This window comes from Candidatus Hydrogenedentota bacterium (assembly GCA_035416745.1).
GTDB lineage: Bacteria > Hydrogenedentota > Hydrogenedentia > Hydrogenedentales > SLHB01 > UBA2224.
The window spans coordinates 26,546-43,185 of the sequence record DAOLNV010000048.1 but is presented as its reverse complement, the minus strand read 5'-3'; the positions used below and the strand labels follow the sequence as shown (position 1 = coordinate 43,185).

The 16,640-nt window shown below is 60.3% G+C and carries 11 protein-coding genes; 9 read left to right on the top strand and 2 right to left on the bottom strand.

Annotation, left to right across the window (positions count from 1 at the left end):
* The first annotated feature begins 493 nt into the window (after nucleotides 1-493).
* The 9 genes from PLJ71_14405 (at nucleotide 494) to PLJ71_14365 (ending at nucleotide 14,356) form a co-directional block, all read left to right on the top strand.
* On the top strand, nucleotides 494-2,953 hold the full coding sequence (locus tag PLJ71_14405) for a hypothetical protein (protein ID HQM49877.1): 2,460 nt from the start codon (nucleotides 494-496) through the stop codon (nucleotides 2,951-2,953).
* A gap of 178 nt (nucleotides 2,954-3,131) precedes the next feature.
* Nucleotides 3,132-4,865, top strand: a complete 1,734-nt coding sequence (locus tag PLJ71_14400; protein HQM49876.1) for a nucleoside transporter — start codon at nucleotides 3,132-3,134, stop codon at nucleotides 4,863-4,865.
* A 113-nt stretch (nucleotides 4,866-4,978) separates the two neighbouring features.
* Nucleotides 4,979-6,247 carry a neutral/alkaline non-lysosomal ceramidase N-terminal domain-containing protein gene (locus PLJ71_14395; GenBank protein ID HQM49875.1) on the top strand — a complete coding sequence of 423 codons (1,269 nt, stop codon included), beginning with the start codon at nucleotides 4,979-4,981 and terminating at the stop codon, nucleotides 6,245-6,247.
* Between the two features lie 158 nt (nucleotides 6,248-6,405).
* Nucleotides 6,406-7,506: a DUF1972 domain-containing protein gene (locus tag PLJ71_14390; protein HQM49874.1), complete on the top strand. Its 1,101-nt coding sequence runs from the start codon at nucleotides 6,406-6,408 to the stop codon at nucleotides 7,504-7,506.
* A 96-nt stretch (nucleotides 7,507-7,602) separates the two neighbouring features.
* Nucleotides 7,603-8,583 (top strand): NAD-dependent epimerase/dehydratase family protein, encoded by a 981-nt coding sequence (locus PLJ71_14385; protein HQM49873.1) that lies wholly within the window; start codon nucleotides 7,603-7,605, stop codon nucleotides 8,581-8,583.
* A gap of 44 nt (nucleotides 8,584-8,627) precedes the next feature.
* Nucleotides 8,628-9,437, top strand: a complete 810-nt coding sequence (locus PLJ71_14380; GenBank protein ID HQM49872.1) for a hypothetical protein — start codon at nucleotides 8,628-8,630, stop codon at nucleotides 9,435-9,437.
* Between the two features lie 32 nt (nucleotides 9,438-9,469).
* Nucleotides 9,470-10,843: a polysaccharide biosynthesis/export family protein gene (locus tag PLJ71_14375; GenBank protein ID HQM49871.1), complete on the top strand. Its 1,374-nt coding sequence runs from the start codon at nucleotides 9,470-9,472 to the stop codon at nucleotides 10,841-10,843.
* A 56-nt stretch (nucleotides 10,844-10,899) separates the two neighbouring features.
* A complete protein-coding gene (locus tag PLJ71_14370) occupies nucleotides 10,900-12,897 on the top strand; it encodes a polysaccharide biosynthesis tyrosine autokinase (GenBank protein ID HQM49870.1) in 1,998 nt (665 codons plus the stop codon).
* Nucleotide 12,898: 1 nt separating this feature from the next.
* Nucleotides 12,899-14,356, top strand: coding sequence for a hypothetical protein (locus PLJ71_14365; GenBank protein ID HQM49869.1), 1,458 nt, complete (start codon nucleotides 12,899-12,901; stop codon nucleotides 14,354-14,356).
* Nucleotides 14,357-14,628: 272 nt separating this feature from the next.
* On the opposite strand, the gene glpK is transcribed toward PLJ71_14365, so the two are convergent.
* Entirely contained in the window at nucleotides 14,629-16,104 is a 1,476-nt protein-coding gene (gene glpK, locus PLJ71_14360; GenBank protein ID HQM49868.1) for a glycerol kinase GlpK, read from the bottom strand.
* A 47-nt stretch (nucleotides 16,105-16,151) separates the two neighbouring features.
* Nucleotides 16,152-16,640: carbohydrate-binding family 9-like protein (locus tag PLJ71_14355; protein ID HQM49867.1), on the bottom strand; the 489-nt coding region annotated here is incomplete at its 5' end.

The following is a 16,640-nucleotide window of genomic DNA, read 5'->3' as shown; positions in this document are numbered from 1 at the left end:
TACGCGCCTTCGGCGCTCAAGAAGGGGAAGCCGCAAACCTGAAAGCATGTTTCGCGCCGTTGGCACCCCGGAGGCCCCATGCCGTGCCCCGCGTCGGCGCTCCGGAGGCCGCATGGCGGCGCCGTTGGGCGCCCGCAGGACCCATGTGACGCGCCTTTGGCGCTCCGGAGGACGCTCCGCTGTGGCGGGGTCTCCCGACCGCGCCACTTGAGTGACCGCAGGTCTCCGATTTCAAGAATTCAAGCGAGCCGCCCGCACCGCAACGAACCGCGCGGGCGCGGGTCTTACAACCGGAGAAAGCACAAAGCCGGGTAATCTATAGGGCTGCCTGCCCGCTGGAGCAGAGGGCAACTGCGTGTTATCTCCGGTTGGCTGAGGCTATGCCGCGCTGAGGGTTCCAAGCGGAATGCTGAAACATGGGTACGCGATCTGATAACATCGAGGGAAGGTTCTTAGTTTATTATTCGAAGGCATTTATATTCTGGGGGCAATCATGGGTAGAGTTCGAGCTTCAGCGAGAACATTGGTGTGCTTGGGCGTATTCTGTGTCTCCTGCGCCGGACTCCTGATGGAAGTCTGCCTGACACGTATCTTCAGCTATACGATCTGGTACCACTTTGCCTTTCTGGTCATCTCGATGGCGCTCCTGGGCTTTGGGGCCAGCGGCAGCTTGTTGACCCTCTGCCGGCGTTACGCGGGGACTGATGCGGTATCGGCCCGCTGGCTGCCATGGACTCTGACAGCCGCCTGCGCGGGGCTTATTCTGGCCGTTTTGGTGATCTCGGGCATACCCTTCAACCCATTCTCGATACTGGAAGACAGGCAGGAATTGTGGCACGGGTTCTTCTATCTGGTGGTTGTCACGCTGCCGTTCATGTTCGTGGGAGCCACGATCGCGATCGCCCTGGACGCGTTCAGCGAAGAAGCGGGGACCCTGTATTTCGCCGATTTGGTAGGAGCAGGATTGGGCTGTCTGTCGTTCATTTTCCTGATGGACAGGATGGGCCCGAGAGGCGTCCTTGCCACATCGGGGGCGTTGCTTGTGCTCGCGATGCTGCTTTTGGCACAGACTCGTCGAGGACTCGTGTTTCTTATTGCCCCGTTACTCTTGGCGGGCTTGTTTGGGACGTTGTTCATTGCCCGCTTTACGCCATGCGACAGCAAACTCGCATCCAGATTCGTGAACCAGATGGACGGCGAGCTTCTCTGGACCAAATGGTCGCCCATCTTCCGCACAGACGTCTACGCCTTTCCGCGACATCAAGCGCGCGACGGGAAGGGCCTCAGCTATACAAGTATCGGCACAAGCAGGCAATACGAGCCCAAGCGGCATGACGTGAGATTCATTGCCCACGACGGCGATGCATGCGCCGTGATGGTGCGCGCGGACTCCCCCGTTGAAGAGATGCCGCTATGGCGCGGCCATATGTTGACCATTGCCCACCACATGCGTCCACATGCCGATGTTTTCATCGGAGGGGCGGGTGGGGGAGTGGACATGATGGCTGCTTTGGCCATGGGGGCCAAGAGTATCGATGCCGTCGAACTGGACCCGTATACCGTTGACGTTGTTTCCGAGCATTTCGCGGACTACTTGGGCAATATTGCGCAACGAGACAACGTGGTCTTGCGCGTAGGCGACGCACGAAGCGAACTGCGCAGGGGCGACCGCCGCTATGACGTCATTCAGTTTACCGGGGTGGATACCATCACGGCCATAGGCTCGGGGGCGTATCTTCTGAGCGAGGCGTATCTCTACACCGTCGATGCGATGCACGACTACTTCGACCACCTGACGGACGACGGCATACTTTCGCTGACCTCGCAAGACATTATCAACCCGGCTGGCCCGCCCCGGATGACGCCGCGCTTCTGCTCGGTGGTCGCGGCCGCATTGGAAGAGCGCGGCGTGTCCGACCCCGGAGCGTGTTGTGTCGTCATGGCCGATTTCATGCCGGAAGATAACCGCATGCTCGCTTTGTGTTCGGTTCTGGCGAAAACATCGCCGTATACCGATGAAGAACTCGCCCGGCTTCGCCAGTTTGCCGACGACAACGGGTTTGTCTTTTGGCATTTCCCTGGCACAGTCATCGATACCGCCGCCTCGACGATCCTGACCCTGTCCCCCGCGGAGCGGCAACTATTCTATGAGCGTTCTTACCTCGATTTCAGTCCGGTCACTGACAACCGGCCCTTCTTCATGCAGTTTTACAAGTGGCGTCACACGCTGGTGGCTGATTACATGGCTCCGAACTACCTGGGCGCCACAGGCAATCTTGTTCTTCTCGGCGGTTTGGTTTTCGCCGTCGTGTTCGCTCTCGTGCTGATCGTAATACCCGCGGTGGTGGCAGCCCGTGGACGTATAGCGCAGCCAGGCCAGCTGGCCGTGAACTTGGTCTATTTCTCGGCCATAGGCATCGGTTTCATGTTTCTCGAGATGGCGCTGATCCAGCGTCTGGCCCTTTTTCTCGGCTACCCGACCTATTCATTGTCCGTGAGCCTGTTCAGCATGCTCGTCTTCGCCGGAATCGGCAGTTATGTTACGCGCAACATCTCCTCGGAACCGGGCAAGGCCATCTGGCGGCGTTTCGGCCTGATAGTGGCGGTTGTCGTTGCCTATGTTCTGATCGGCGACGTGCTTCTCAGCGAATTGCTGTTTCTGCCGTTGCTCGCGCGAATCCTGATCAGCATCCTGGCGATAGCGCCGTTGGGATTGGCCCTCGGCGGCTTCTTTCCGCTTGGAATCCGCGAACTGCATCGCCGGCAGCCCGGCACGGTGCCGTTGGCATGGGCGGCCAACGGCAGTTCTTCTGTCGTGGCCACGCTGCTGGCCGTGTTCCTTGCCACACTGGTGGGTTTTAAGGCCGTGTTTGCCATAGCCCTTGGCCTTTACCTCCTGGCCGCCCTCTGCTTCCCAAAATCCGGGGGCGTTGAAGGGCCCGCTGCCGTCTGACGGCAGTGCATGCGTCCCTCAATTTGTTACGGGCGGGGCGGGTGGAGTACACTGCGGGCTGACTTCGAGTATTGGGTTTGGGGGGAGCGCGTGTGTCGTTTCCGGGCGAGTGAGAGCGTCCCCTCACGAGAGACCATCCCGTTTTCTGGGGAAACAACCGCAAGGAGATGGTTCGGCCATGTCGAGTAAAGAGCACGCTGGTATCGTTTCGGGTCTCGATAAACTGTACGAATTCGATCGCGAGCCCGTGTCGGCCGACAAACTTCAGCCGGGCAAATATTTCGCGGGGCTGTTAGCGGGCGAACACGTGGCGGGCACCGAGTTTGTGATCGGGGCGTCGTTCGTGAGCTGGGGGGCCAGCCCGATGAACGTGTTTCTGGGCCTCGCACTGGGGAATCTGCTGGCCGTGTTGACGTGGACCCTTGTGTGCGCGCCCATCGCGGTACAGACGCGCCTTACGCTGTACTGGTATCTGCGCAAGATCGCCGGGCCGGCGGCGACGGCGATCTACAACGTTCTCAACGCGATCATGTTCTGCATCCTCGCGGGGTGCATGATCACGGTGTCGGCGTCGGCCGTGCGTATTCCGTTCAATATCCCCCCGCAGATCAACTGGTATCCCGAGAGCACCGGATTCGTCGTCGTGGTGTTGGTGGTGGGCGGCCTGGTGACGCTCCTGGCCATCCTCGGGTTCAAGCGGGTTGCGCAGTTCGGCGCGGTATGTTCGCCGTGGATGTTCTTGATGTTCATGGGCGGGGCCATAGCCACGCTGCCCGTGCTGGCGCGGCAAGCTGGTCTCGAAAACATCTCGAATTGGAGCCAGTTCTGGGCGGCGGCAAGCGACTTCATCTGGACGGGCTCCAAGCCGGACGGATCACCGGGGATGTCGTTTGCGCAGCTCACGGCGTTTGCCTGGATCTGCAACCTGGCCATGCACGGCGGCCTTTCGGACATGGCCTTGTTCCGCTACGCGAAGCATTGGTCGTATGGCCTGTATTCAGCGTTCGGCATGTTCTTTGGCCACTACCTCGCGTGGATCTTTGCCGGAGTGATGGGCGCGGCGGCCGCCCGGCTGCTCCAGGTAGGCATGGCCGAGCTTGACGCGGGGGAAGTCGCCTGGCAGGCCTTGGGGGTCACGGGTATTCTTACCGTCATTATCGCGGGGTGGACGACCTCGAACCCGACGCTGTACCGGGCGGGCCTGGCGTTTCAGGGCGTCACGCCCGGCTGGCCGCGCTGGCTGGTCACCCTGATGACGGGCATCGCGACCACCGTCATCGCCTGTTTCCCCTTTGTATTCACCAAACTGCTGAATTTCGTCGGCCTTTACGGCCTGTTGCTGGTCCCGGTGGGGGCTATCGTGTTCGTCGAGCACTGGATATTCCCGCGCATCGGTTTCACGCGGTACTGGGTATCGCGCAAAAAGCTGTTTGTGAGCTGGCCAGCGCTCATCAGTTGGGCCGTGGCGATTGCGGCAGCGTATCTGCTCAACCGGACCGGCACCCTGCACCTGTTCTTCCTGTTCCTGCCGGTATGGTTCCTGACCGCGATTCTGTACACCCTTCTGGCGGGCATGTTCGGCGCACGAGAGAAGCTGCCCGAAGACGATACCATCAAGACCGCCGAAATGGCGGGCGCGAGCGCGCCGTCCGTCAAACCCAAGGCAGCGTCGAAGGAACCGGAAAAGGCCGACCCCGTCTTGCGGGCCGCGCAGGTGGTCACGATACTCTCGCTGGCCGCGTGCCTGTATCTGCCCGTCCATGTCTACCTGCAGGGCGCGAGCGCCTTTGAAACGAGCATGGCGTGGATGCAGAAGGCCCTCGTTTGGCCTACCCTCATCTATTTCGTCAGCGGCACGGTCTGGGCCATTCGCCGCGACAGGCAAAGAGGCGAGGACGGCCTCGGGACCTGATGCCGTCGGCGTAAGGAAACCATTGTGGGACCGGCGCCCTGGCCGATCAGTGTCCGGAGGCGCGTGGGCGCGCAATAGACTGGCCGCTCGTTCTGTCACTTGGGAGAGCCATCATGAACGCAGGAACAGCCCGCATCGACATCACCCCCGACCGTCCCATCTGCATGGCCGGTTATGCCGCCCGCACGGGCCAGTCGGAGGGAACCTACCATAAGTTGTGCGCCAAGGCGCTCTACCTCGAGGATGCCGGCCAGCGCGCCGTGCTGCTCACCACGGACCTGATTGGGTTTGATCCTCTGACCTGCGGCCTTGTCAAGACGGGTATCGGCAACGCCACGGGCCTGGGACCCGAGAGTATCCTGTTGACCGCGTCGCACACGCACACCGGACCCGAGATGCGCATGGAGGAACACGAACTTGTCGAGACGTTTGACAAGGACTATGCGACGGCCCTGGTCGATAAATGCGTTGCTGTCTCCGTGCAGGCCGCCGGAAATCCCGAGCCCGTAACCATCCGGTTCGACTCCGTTCCGTGCACGCTCGGGGTCAACCGCAGACTGCCCACGCCGGACGGCATCGCCATGCGCCCCAATCCGCACGGGCGTACCGACCCCGCTGTTGGCGTTGCGGCCCTTGACCGCGCCGACGGCCAGCCGCTTGCCGTTCTCATGCTGTACGCCTGTCACCCGACCACGCTCGGCGGCTATCTCATCGGGGCGGATTACCCCGGGTACGCCCAGGACTGCGTCGAAGACGCGTTTCCCGGAAGCACGGCTATGTTCATCCAAGGATGCGGTGGCGACCAGAAGGTCCGGCACGTCGATGGGAAGGGCGCGTTTCGAAGCGGGCCGCACGACGTTGCGCGGTCGCTCGGCGAGGAATTGGGCCGCGCGGTGCTATTGGCGCTGGGCGGCCCCATGAAGCCTGTATCGGGGGCTCTGAGAGCGCGTATTTCTGAAATCGAGCTGCCGTTTCAGGGTCCGCCGGCCCGCGAAGAGGCTGCCGAAAAAGCCGGCAGCAGCGACAAGTACATGGCCGCCTGGGGCAAGAAAATGCTCGAAATGTTGGATACCGGCGCGGAATTTCCGACCGGCAGGCCTCTTACCATACAAACATTTGAATTGGGCGAGCTGGCTATCCCCGCCATGGCGGGCGAGCCATGTGTCGGGTACGCGCTCCGCCTCAAAGAGGCGTTACATCCCCGCCCGGCGCTCATTGCCGGGTATGCAAACGGTTTAATCGGCTATATCCCGACCGCGGACATGCTCTCCGAGGGCGGCTACGAGGCAGGAATAAGCCATTACTACGACCTGAACCCCTCCCCGTACGCCGCAGAGGCTGAAGAGGTCATCTGCGCAGAGATACTACGAATGCTCAGTTGAGCCCCTTCTACGCAATCTCTTCGGGCACAGCGGGTTACCGTGCGCGAACGGGAATTAATTGACAGCCTCAGGGATTTTCGTGGTAGTATTATATTGACGTTTTATTCGGAGTGTCTTTTTTTTGCTCATTAATGGTGGTTGGGGGGTGGGGCTTTCTTATGCGTATCGCCATCTTAGGAACCCGAGGCATTCCCGCGAATTACGGGGGGTTCGAGACGTTTGCCCAGGAGTTGAGCACTCGGCTCGCCCGGCGGGGGCACCATGTAATCGTTTACTGCCGCCGCGCGAACTACCCGGAACCCTTAGTCGAATACCAGGGGGTGCAGTTGGTGACCCTGCCCACGATTCATACTAAATCCCTGGATACGCTGTCGCACGCGTTCCTTTCGTCCCTGCATGTGTTGTCGCAGCGGGTCGACATTGCTCTCTACTGCAACAGCGGCACGAGTTGTTTTGCGTGGATTCCGCGCCTGCGCCGCGCCAAGGTCGTGATGAATCCCGACGGGCTGGAGTGGGAGCGCGCCAAATGGGGACGGGCGGGAAAGACGTTCTACAAGTTTTCCGAGTATCTTGCCGCATGGTTTTCTCACAGAATCGTGTCGGATTCCAACGTCATTCGCGCGTATTACCGAGACCGGTTCGGCTGCGACAGCGATTTCGTCTCGTACGGCGCGGACATCGTGGAGCGCGGCACGGGCAGGCAATTGCTTGCCGAATTCGGCCTGAAACCCGAGAGCTATTTCCTTTTTGTCAGCCGGCTCGAGCCCGAAAACAACGCCCATCTCGTGGTCGAGGCATTCGAGAGAGTCAACACCGACATGAACCTGCTTGTCGTCGGCAGCGCGCCGTTCGCGGATGACTATATCCGGCGCCTCACCGATACCAAAGACAAACGGGTGATATTCCCGGGGGCGCTGTACGGCGAAACGTACCGGGCGCTTCGGGCCAATGCGTACGCCTACGTCAACGCCATGGAGGTGGGGGGAACCCATCCGGCCATCTTGGAGGCCATGGGCGCGGGGAATTGTGTGCTGGTCAGCGACATCGCGTACAACGTCGAGGCCGTAGCGGAAGCCGGGGTCCAGTTCAAGAGCAAAGACGTCGATGACTGCCGCGAAAAGATGCAATGGCTGGCCGATCACCCCGAAGACGTGCGCACGTTCCGCAAGCGCGCGGTCGAACGGGTTCGCACCCAGTATAATTGGGATGATGTCGTGACGGCGTACGAAGGCATCTTTGAATCCCTCTTGACGGGGTAATTTGTTGACAGCAGAAGAACGCGGTGCAGCCCGGATGCACCAGAAAGAGGACCGAGGCCGCCACAGGACGGCGGAACAGAAGGAACATTGACATACATGATTTGGCAGGGCAGAAGGGTTCTTATCACAGGCGCCGCGGGGTTTATTGGAAGCCATCTCTGCGAGCGTCTGCTCAGGAAAGGCGCCGAAGTGCGCGCGATGGTTCACGGCAACATGCGGGGCAGCATCGGGCACCTGGCGGCCATTCCGGAAAGCCTGCGCACAAGGCTCGAAATTGTGGGTGGCAACATTCGGGACGCGGCATTTGTGCGCGACGCCACGGTCGATATGGACACGGTGTTTCATCTCGCGGCCATCACCAGCGTGGTCTACTCGTATTCCAACCCCGACGAGACGGTCATCACCAACGTCAGCGGCACCCTGAACGTGTGCAACGCCGCCCGGCACGAAAACGTGCGCCGCGTGGTACACACGTCTTCGGCAGGAGTCTATGGCGCGGCGGTTGGCGGGGCTCCTATCAGCGAGACGCACCCTGTCCGGGCGTATAACCCGTACACGGCCTCGAAACTGGCCGCGGATTGCGTTGTCGAGAGCTTTCATCTTTCGTACGATTTGCCTGTGACCATTATCCGGATTTTCAATGTGTACGGCCCGCGGATAGGCCGGTTTCTGGTTATCCCGACGATCGTCTTGCAGCTTCTGAAGGGGAACAAACTCAAACTCGGGAGCCTGACCCCTACCCGCAACTTCACGTATATCGACGACATCGTCAATGCCTACCTGCTGATGGCCGAGAGCGATAGCGTGGTGGGCGAGGTGGTCAATTTTGGGTCTACCCGGGCCGTGACCATCGCGGAACTGGCCATGCTGATCGCGGACCTCATGGACCGCGACGTCACCATTTCGCAGGATGAGAAAGCGTTGCGGCCCGCGAAAAGCGAAATCGAGCGCGTCCTTGCCGACGTCACCAAAGCCAAACAACTGTTGGGGTGGAACCCGAAGGTTGAACTCGAAAAAGGACTCAAGAAGACCATCGAATGGATTGCAGCGGGAGGATATGACGATCTCCGAGCATAGCACGGCCGCGAATACAAGCACGTTTTTGTGCAGGATCATGTAGAATGGAGTTCCAATCCGCCAGGAAAGGGGAGCGATTGGGAGCGTATTACCGCACCGCAGAGACCGGTACCGAATCCCGCGGCAGGTCTCCAGCCGCAGGGAGAGGGGCGTGGGCTTTCTTTGTGGCCGGTGTTGTGAGCCTCCTCGCCATTCAGCTTGCCGCTTCGGAGGAACTTGTCCGGTACCACGGGTTCCGTCTGGATGAGAAACATCTTCTTCTGCTCGAACAGCGGCACCGGGAGATCACGATTGGGATAACCATCCGCAGCCGCAATATCGGGAACACGGAACGGACCCGGACCCGCGATGAGACCAGCGACACCATTGAGCGTTTCGGCACCGTGGACTACCTGGCGCGGATCACGGCGCAGGTGCTGAAGCCTTCCGCGCCGAATTATCTGAGCAATCCGGGGGAACGTTACCGGATCGTGATCGAAGGGTTGAGCGTAGACCCTGATTTTTCGGCGACCATCGAGGCTGATGCCATCGTGGCGCGTGCCGCGGTGCTTTCAGAACTCGATAGACTGGGCAGCCGTGCCGGCGGCATCCGGCGAGAAGCCCTGCACCACGCGGGGTCCTACGCATTGCAGATTCTGAACGAGACGGGTCTGATGCCCGCGCCTATTCCCGTGTCTATTCAACAGAGCGCCGCTGGAAGAATCCGTTTTGATAACCCCGCGCTCCAGCGGGAAAGCCTGGAAGCGGGACGGAAACTGTACGCAGCAGAGAAACCAAAGCCGACTACCCTGTCGCCGTTGGCGCCCACGGACGCCGTCGCAGAGGGAGAAGGGCGGAAGCCGAAGCAGCGTTGAATACTCGACGCGAGCTGGGGAGGCATGAATTCATGAGATGCGCGGAACGACGCAGTGTGGCCGGCATAGTGGCCGTTTTGTTCCTGGCGGTGTTGTGCGGGTGCCAGACGCCCACGGGCATCCGCGTGATCGATCCCAAAGGGGAGACCCGCGAATTGACGCCCGAAGAGGTCGATCAGATGAGCGGGGCGCCCGAACCGTATCTCCTCCAGGTGGGGGACCAGCTCCAGCTGCTCTTCAATGTGCGCAACATTCAGGAGGATGAGGCGGCGTGGGACTACAAGATCGAGGTAGGCGACAACATGGAGGTGCGCCTCTCCTCCGACACGACGGAGCCTGGAATCTACCTCATCGACTATGGCGATGTAATCGGGATCTCCTTCCTCAACAACTGGCCGATGAACATGAACCGAACCGTGCGGCCTGACGGGAAGATCAGCGCCACGGAGATTGGCGACGTGCAGGCCGCGGGTCTCACCACCAGACAACTGGAAGACAAGCTGACCGCCCTGTACGAGAAGACCGGCATCATGCAGGGCGACCCGCAGATTAGCGTCAACGTCGATTTCGCGAACGTGGACCGTCTCGAGAGCATCAGCCGCGACGTAACGGTCCGGCCCAACGGGGCCATCAGCCTGCCAATGCTGGAGAACGAGGTGCGGATCGCCGGGCTTACGGTCGCCGATGCCTCGCAGGCGATCGCCGGCGAAGCCGCCAAGGTCTTGAAGAATCCGCCCACTGTCGGGCTTGTCGTGTTCCCCAACATCAATACCGTGTTGTCAGGCATGAACTCCGTCACCAAGGTACGAACGGACGGGAGGATCTCGGTTCCGCGCATCGACTACGAGCTCCAAGCGGCCGGATACGGCGTGGATGAACTCCGCGACATGCTCAAGGAAGCGTGCAAGGGGCTCATCTACAATCCGGTGGACGTATCCGTCGATGTTTTGCAGGCTACGGGCGCGCGCATTTACGTAGGCGGCGAGGTGGGCATGCCGGGCGTGTATCCTCTGGATAGCTGCCCGACGGCGCTTCAGGCGCTGATCATGGCCCGCGGGCCGGTTAACAGCGGCCGCCTCAACAGTATTATCGTGGTTCGCCGCAACCCCGAGGGCAAGCCGTACGTGTTCAAGACCAATCTTCGCGCGGCCCTGAGCAAAGGATACACGGACAACGATATACCTCTGAAGCCTTTCGACATCGTCTTCGTGCCGGAGAAACTTGTCGTGCGGGCCAACATCTTCGTCGAACGCTACATCGATCGGATTGTTCCGTTTGACAATAGCCTGGGTGTGAGCGGCACATACTATATGAACGAGCAACAAGTGAATACGAAATCCCGCAATATCGGCGCCACTGCGGTCTTCACGCCATTGCAGACAGGCGCCATCGTGGTCTCGCCGTAACTGTTGCGAGCGCGCGCGAGAATCCCGCGCGCTGAGAAAGATGAGGGGAGCGTTAGATGGACCAGCGGCAGATTTTCCTTCGAGACGTCTTGACGGTTCTGTTCAAGCGTAAGATGTTCATCCTGGTCTTTATCGCGGCCGTGTTCGGCGTAGTGCTGCTTGGAAACTATGTCTGGCCGCCGACATACGAATCCGTGGCCAAAGTGCGGCTGATACGCGGCCGCACCACCTCTCAGCCGGACCCGACCGTGGTTCACAGCGATGCGGGAATGCTCATGGTGCAGCTCTCGCGCGAGGACGTCTATTCGGAGATTGATCTCATCTACGCAAATGACGTTCTGGCCAAGGTGGTTGACGAACTCAAGCTGGACCAGGCCATGCAGAGCGGGCTCAGCCCTGTGCAACTGACCCTGCGCGGGGTACGGGAACTCGAATACCTGCTTGGTCTGAAGCGCCGGCCCGACCCGGTTCAGCGGGCCATCGAGGCCCTCGAGGAGGCCATCGAAGTCAAGGCCGACGACAAAAAATACGTCCTCGAGATACGCGTTCAACTGGGCGAGCCCGAATTGGCGCGGGATGTTCTGGAAGCGCTGCTGGCCGCATACCAGCAGAAGCATGTCGAAGTGTTCGACCAGCCGGGCAGTACCGCCTTCTTCGACGAGCAAGCCGCGCGCGTGTCGAAGGAATTGGCCGACGCCCAACAGCGGCTCGAGGCGTTCCGCGAAAAACACCAGGTCGTGTCTCTCCAAGCCGAGAAAGAACTCTTGCTGGCCCAATACGCCGATGCGCGCAAACTCCTGCTGCAGCTGACCGAGAGCCAGGACGCCGCCAAGCAGGTTGCCGAGGGCAAAACCGACCAAGTGCTGATCGCCACACTGTCCGGCAAAACGGAGAACACGGTCGTGACCGAGCTTCAGCTGCGGCTTCTGGAACTGATCCTCGAACGCAACCGCATCACGGAGAACCTCGGTCCGAAACATCCCCAAGTGGTGGGCATTCACAACGAGATCAGCCGGGCCGCGGAGCGGCTGACCGAGGCAATCGATACGACGCGAAACACGACTCAGGCGAAGATTGATGACCTGCAACTCCGTCTGCAGGAATTGAACAAAGTCGAGGGAGAATTGGAAGACCTTCAGCGGGCGGTCGACACTTCCTCCGACACCCTGGTGTACTACACGCAGAAGCGCGAGGAAGCCGCGGTTGCCGATGCCATGAAAGACAAGCAAATATCCAGTATCCGCGTTGTCGAGCATCCTGTGGCGCCGGTCAACCCCATCAGCCCGCGCAAACTGGCAAACCTGCTGATTGCGCTGGTCGTAGGCGTTATCGGCGGCATTGCCATAGCGTTCTTTCTCGAATATCTCGACCACGGGCTCAAGACCCCCGAGGATGTCGATTTCTATCTGCGAGTGCCTCCGTTAGCCTCGTTTTTCCGCGCGGGACACAACCGTCCCCTGGACGTAGCGGAGGCGCAGCGCCTGAGCACGATGATCGACGCCGTACAGTCGGGCGCCCCGAACCAGTTGATCGAAGTGACCAGCGCCGTCACGGGGGAACAGTCCGGCAACGTTGCCATGGCCTTGGCCAAGGCCCGCGCGGAAAACCCGGAATGGCGGGTTCTCTACATTGATTTCGCTCCTCACCGGTCCGAAGACCATCCGCCCAAGGGACTCACCGACCTGGTCACCGAACAGGCGGGGCTGGACGAGGTCCTGGGACAGGACGGCGACCTGTATGTGTTGTCGCGAGGCGCGGCCGAGTGCCCGGGCTACCTCTGGGAATCCCGCCGCATGCAGACGGTCCTCGCGGACCTGCGTCAGCGCTTTGACCGGATCGTGGTGCACACGTCTCCTGTGCGCGTCTCGAGCGATGCCCTTAACGCCGCCCGGTTCGCCGACGGCGTCGTGATCGTCATCAGGGCCGACGCCACGCGCCGCGAAGTGGTGAATCGCGCCATCGAAATGCTCCAAAGCGCCAAGGGGCGCATCGCCGGCGCGGTGCTCACCGACCGAAGGCAGACCATCCCCGGGGTGGTCTACCGGCGCATCTGATATGATGCTGCGTACCCGGGTTTTCATGGCGGCATTGCCGGTTGCTGTGGCGGCCGCGGCATCCATGGCCGCCGAGCGCACAGACCCGCCGGCGCCCATGTTTCCCGATGCCGGGGCTTTCGGGGTGGTGGTGCATACCCCGTTTCGCGCGCAGGCATTGCGCGACGTCAACGTCCAGTGGGTCCGGGTGAATGTGCGCTGGGGAAACGTCGAAAAAGAATCCCGGGGCAACTACGATTGGGCCGGCGCCGATGAATTGCTGAATTACTACCTCGACAATGGTTTCCACGTCATGTGTGTCCTGACCATGGAAGATCTGTGTCCTCTATACGAAGCAGACAAGGACGACAAGGACGTGGTCATCGGGGCGGCGGTCCGGTGGTGCGGGGCAGCCGCGGCGCGCTATGCCGGGAAAGGCATCCTCTGGGAACTCGGGAACGAACCCGAGGCCTTCCCGATGGGCGGCTATTGGAACGACCCGGTCACATACACAAAGATGGCCACGCAAGCGGCCAATGCCATTAAGTCCTCCGATGCAACGGCCAAAGTGGCAGCGCTATCTACCGCGTGGATGGACAAAGGGTTCATCGAGAAAACGCTGGAGGAGGGACTGCTCGCCGGCAAGTCCATCGATGTCCTCACATATCATGGTTACCATCGCCACACCTTGCTTCCTGAAAGCGGTCTCGCCGAAGACGTGGGTTGGTTGCGCGGCCGAATCGCGGAATACGCTCCCCAAGGCCACCACGTGATCGCCGCCGATTCCGAGCGCGGCTACGCCATCGTTCCCTTCCTCGAAAAGAAATCGCGGGATTCGTGGCGCAACCTGGTCTACTGCGAGAGCGAACAGGCAGCGTATTGCGCGCGGCACTACCTCGAAACCATCTTTCTCGGCGTCGAAATCGCGGTTTGGTACAAGGACATGCGCGGCGAGAATGATTTCTCTCTCTACTACGGCACGGAGGAAGATCCCCGGGGGCTTCGTCCCATGGGGCATGTCTACAGGAATCTTGCGAGCCTTCTTCCTGACAATCCAACGCTTCTGCGAAACGGCCGTTACGAAGTAACCATCAGCTCGGCGCCGCATGGCGATGTCGAACTCCAAGTGAGAAGCTACCTTCAGAACAGAGACGGCACGGAACGGCTGATCGCCGCCGCGTGGAACCCACTCGAGGCATTCGACGGGAGAATCCTCGATAACCGCAAACGGATACGGGGCGACTATTACGAGGCCTGGCGGGCGGTGAGTGAGGAGGACGCGGTCGAAGTTGCCGCCAGTTTACACGTGAACGGGCTCGCGCAAGAAAGCATAGAAAGCGTGCAGCGTTTCAATCTCCTCTCGAAAACAACGGACGCGGCCTACGAAGAAGCCGCGTGGAGTGCCGGGCAAGGAGGCGGCATCGAATGTCCCATTGCTGTTTCCCCCATGCCCTCGATCATTGTCATTCGTTTGAAATGAGACCATCGGGAGAGAGTCGAGTGAATGCAGTCGAGACCATCGAGCACGAAAAACGCGAGACCGACATCTCAAGACGCCGGTCTCGATATACAAGAACTTGCGCCGGGGAGAAAATCTCAACCCGCCACAAGTTATTTTAGAGGCCCAGGAAGTGAATTCCGTGGGCCTCCGCGGAAGGAGAAACGCCACATGTGGCGCTGACCTTCTAAATTGTACCACGCGCGAACAAAGAACGCAACCACTTATGAATAAACTGTTTACATATTTGTCGTTTATCGCAGCAGCGCCATCTTAATCGAATGTTCCCAACCACTTAGCGCTTGGCGTCGCTGATCCTCGTTCCACACGGGGGTAAACGTGCGTTCTTCCTGCCAAATTCCCCGCAGAGCGTCTTGATTGGGCCAGATTTTGACGGCCAATCCCGCGAGGAATGCGGCCCCAAGTGCTGTTGTATCAGTGACTTGTCCGCGGACGACGGGGATTCCCAAGACATTGGCCTGATGCTGCATAAGCAGATTATTAGCCGCGGCTCCTCCATCTACTTTCAAGACAGGAATGCTCGCACCGGTGTCCGATTCCATGCTGTGAATGATGTCGCCCGTTTGAAACGAAATGGATTCGAGCGCGGCGCGCACGATGTGCGCGCGATTGCTTCCCCGCGTCAAGCCCACGATGATGCCGCGGGCGCGCATATCCCAATGGGGCGCGCCCAGACCGACGAACGCAGGGACGACATACACGCCGCCCGTGTCGTCGACTTGCGCCGCGACGGATTCGCTTTCCGCGGCGGTCGCAATCATTCTCAACTCGTCGCGGAGCCATTGCACGACGGCCCCTGCGATGAATACGCTGCCTTCGAGCGCATACTCGGCGCCCTTTCCCAGGTCCCACGCGATGGTCGTAATGAGACCGTGATTCGATTTCACCGGCGTTTTTCCGGTGTTCGTCAACAGGAAGCAGCCGGTGCCATAGGTATTCTTGCTCTCGAGATGTCCGAAGGCGGTCTGGCCGAACAGGGCGCTTTGTTGATCGCCGCACATGCCGCCGATGGGTATCGAGCCGCCGAACACGCTTGTTTCGCCAAAGACGCAGCTCGTGGGCATTACCCCGGGCAAGAGCTCCGGGGGCACGTCAAGGTGATTGAGAAGGGTTTCGTCCCACCGGTGTTCGAATATGTTGTAGAGAAGGGTCCGGGATGCGTTGCTGGGATCCGTCGCGTGTTTTCCCGTGAGTTTATACAGCAGCCATGCGTCGATCGTGCCGAAACACAGTTCTCCTTTTGCGGCGCGTTTGCGGGCGCCCGGCACGTGGTCGAGCAGCCATTTCACCTTGGTGCCGGAGAAGTACGCATCCAGCACCAGGCCGGTGCGAGCGCGAAAGGCGGCGGTCAAGCCGTCGGCGATCAATTGTTCGCAGATATCCGTGGTGCGGCGGCATTGCCAGACAATGGCATTGTGGATGGGTTCTCCCGTGTTCCGATCCCATATCAGGGCGGTTTCGCGCTGGTTGGTGATACCGATGGCGGCGACGTCGCGCGGGGCGACGCCTGCTTCCTGCAGCACTCGTTGCGCGGTGGCGCACTGCGTGCGCCAGATATCCTCGGGATCGTGTTCGACCCAGCCGGGTTGCGGGTAGATTTGCCGGAATTCCGCATTGCACGAGCCGTGAACGGCCCCTTCGCGATCAAACAGAATGGCCCGGGACGAAGTCGTGCCCTGGTCCAGCGCAAGAATGAAATCCCTAGCCATTGATTCCCCCTGGTCCAAATTGCAGTCTGGTTCTCATGAATTGGCCGTTACCGCGAGACGAACCGCATCTCGCCGTAGCTCTCGTATGAGTGAAATCCTTGTGTTGCCTCCCCCGGAAATGATTTGAGCAACAAGGGCTCCTCGAACAGCTTCGAATAATCGTACCGAAATGCTCCGAATGTCCATTGCGTGCCGGTCGCGGGTTTGCCGGCCTCGCGAAATGCCGCCCACGGTATGGCGGCTTCAATGATATACCCGGTATCGTCGTCATGGTAGTCATTGTCGGTGCCGTTGATCGTCGTAGCGATTTTGGCGCCGGAACTCCAGCCTTTGAACCGGCTCGCGAGGCCCGAGCCCCGGCTTGGATACCGCGCGTCATACAGCGTGCCGTTGGGCGCGAACACGAACTCGTAGTAAAACCGCTGATCGCGGTACGGTTTCACGAAAAACTCGGCCACGTCGCCGTCCCACAACGAATCATCAGGCGTGTCCGAAAACGACCAGATGTCCGCGTCCTCGCATTGGAAGCAAAGGTA

Bases quoted from the DNA above. Each gene is read 5' to 3' on its own strand.
- glpK (HQM49868.1), bottom strand. From the start codon at position 16,104: ATGGCTAGGGATTTCATTCTTGCGCTGGACCAGGGCACGACTTCGTCC.
- PLJ71_14375 (HQM49871.1), top strand. From the start codon at position 9,470: ATGAGATGCGCGGAACGACGCAGTGTGGCCGGCATAGTGGCCGTTTTG.
- PLJ71_14365 (HQM49869.1), top strand. From the start codon at position 12,899: ATGATGCTGCGTACCCGGGTTTTCATGGCGGCATTGCCGGTTGCTGTG.
- PLJ71_14405 (HQM49877.1), top strand. From the start codon at position 494: ATGGGTAGAGTTCGAGCTTCAGCGAGAACATTGGTGTGCTTGGGCGTA.
- PLJ71_14395 (HQM49875.1), top strand. From the start codon at position 4,979: ATGAACGCAGGAACAGCCCGCATCGACATCACCCCCGACCGTCCCATC.
- PLJ71_14385 (HQM49873.1), top strand. From the start codon at position 7,603: ATGATTTGGCAGGGCAGAAGGGTTCTTATCACAGGCGCCGCGGGGTTT.
- PLJ71_14370 (HQM49870.1), top strand. From the start codon at position 10,900: ATGGACCAGCGGCAGATTTTCCTTCGAGACGTCTTGACGGTTCTGTTC.
- PLJ71_14400 (HQM49876.1), top strand. From the start codon at position 3,132: ATGTCGAGTAAAGAGCACGCTGGTATCGTTTCGGGTCTCGATAAACTG.
- PLJ71_14390 (HQM49874.1), top strand. From the start codon at position 6,406: ATGCGTATCGCCATCTTAGGAACCCGAGGCATTCCCGCGAATTACGGG.
- PLJ71_14380 (HQM49872.1), top strand. From the start codon at position 8,628: ATGGAGTTCCAATCCGCCAGGAAAGGGGAGCGATTGGGAGCGTATTAC.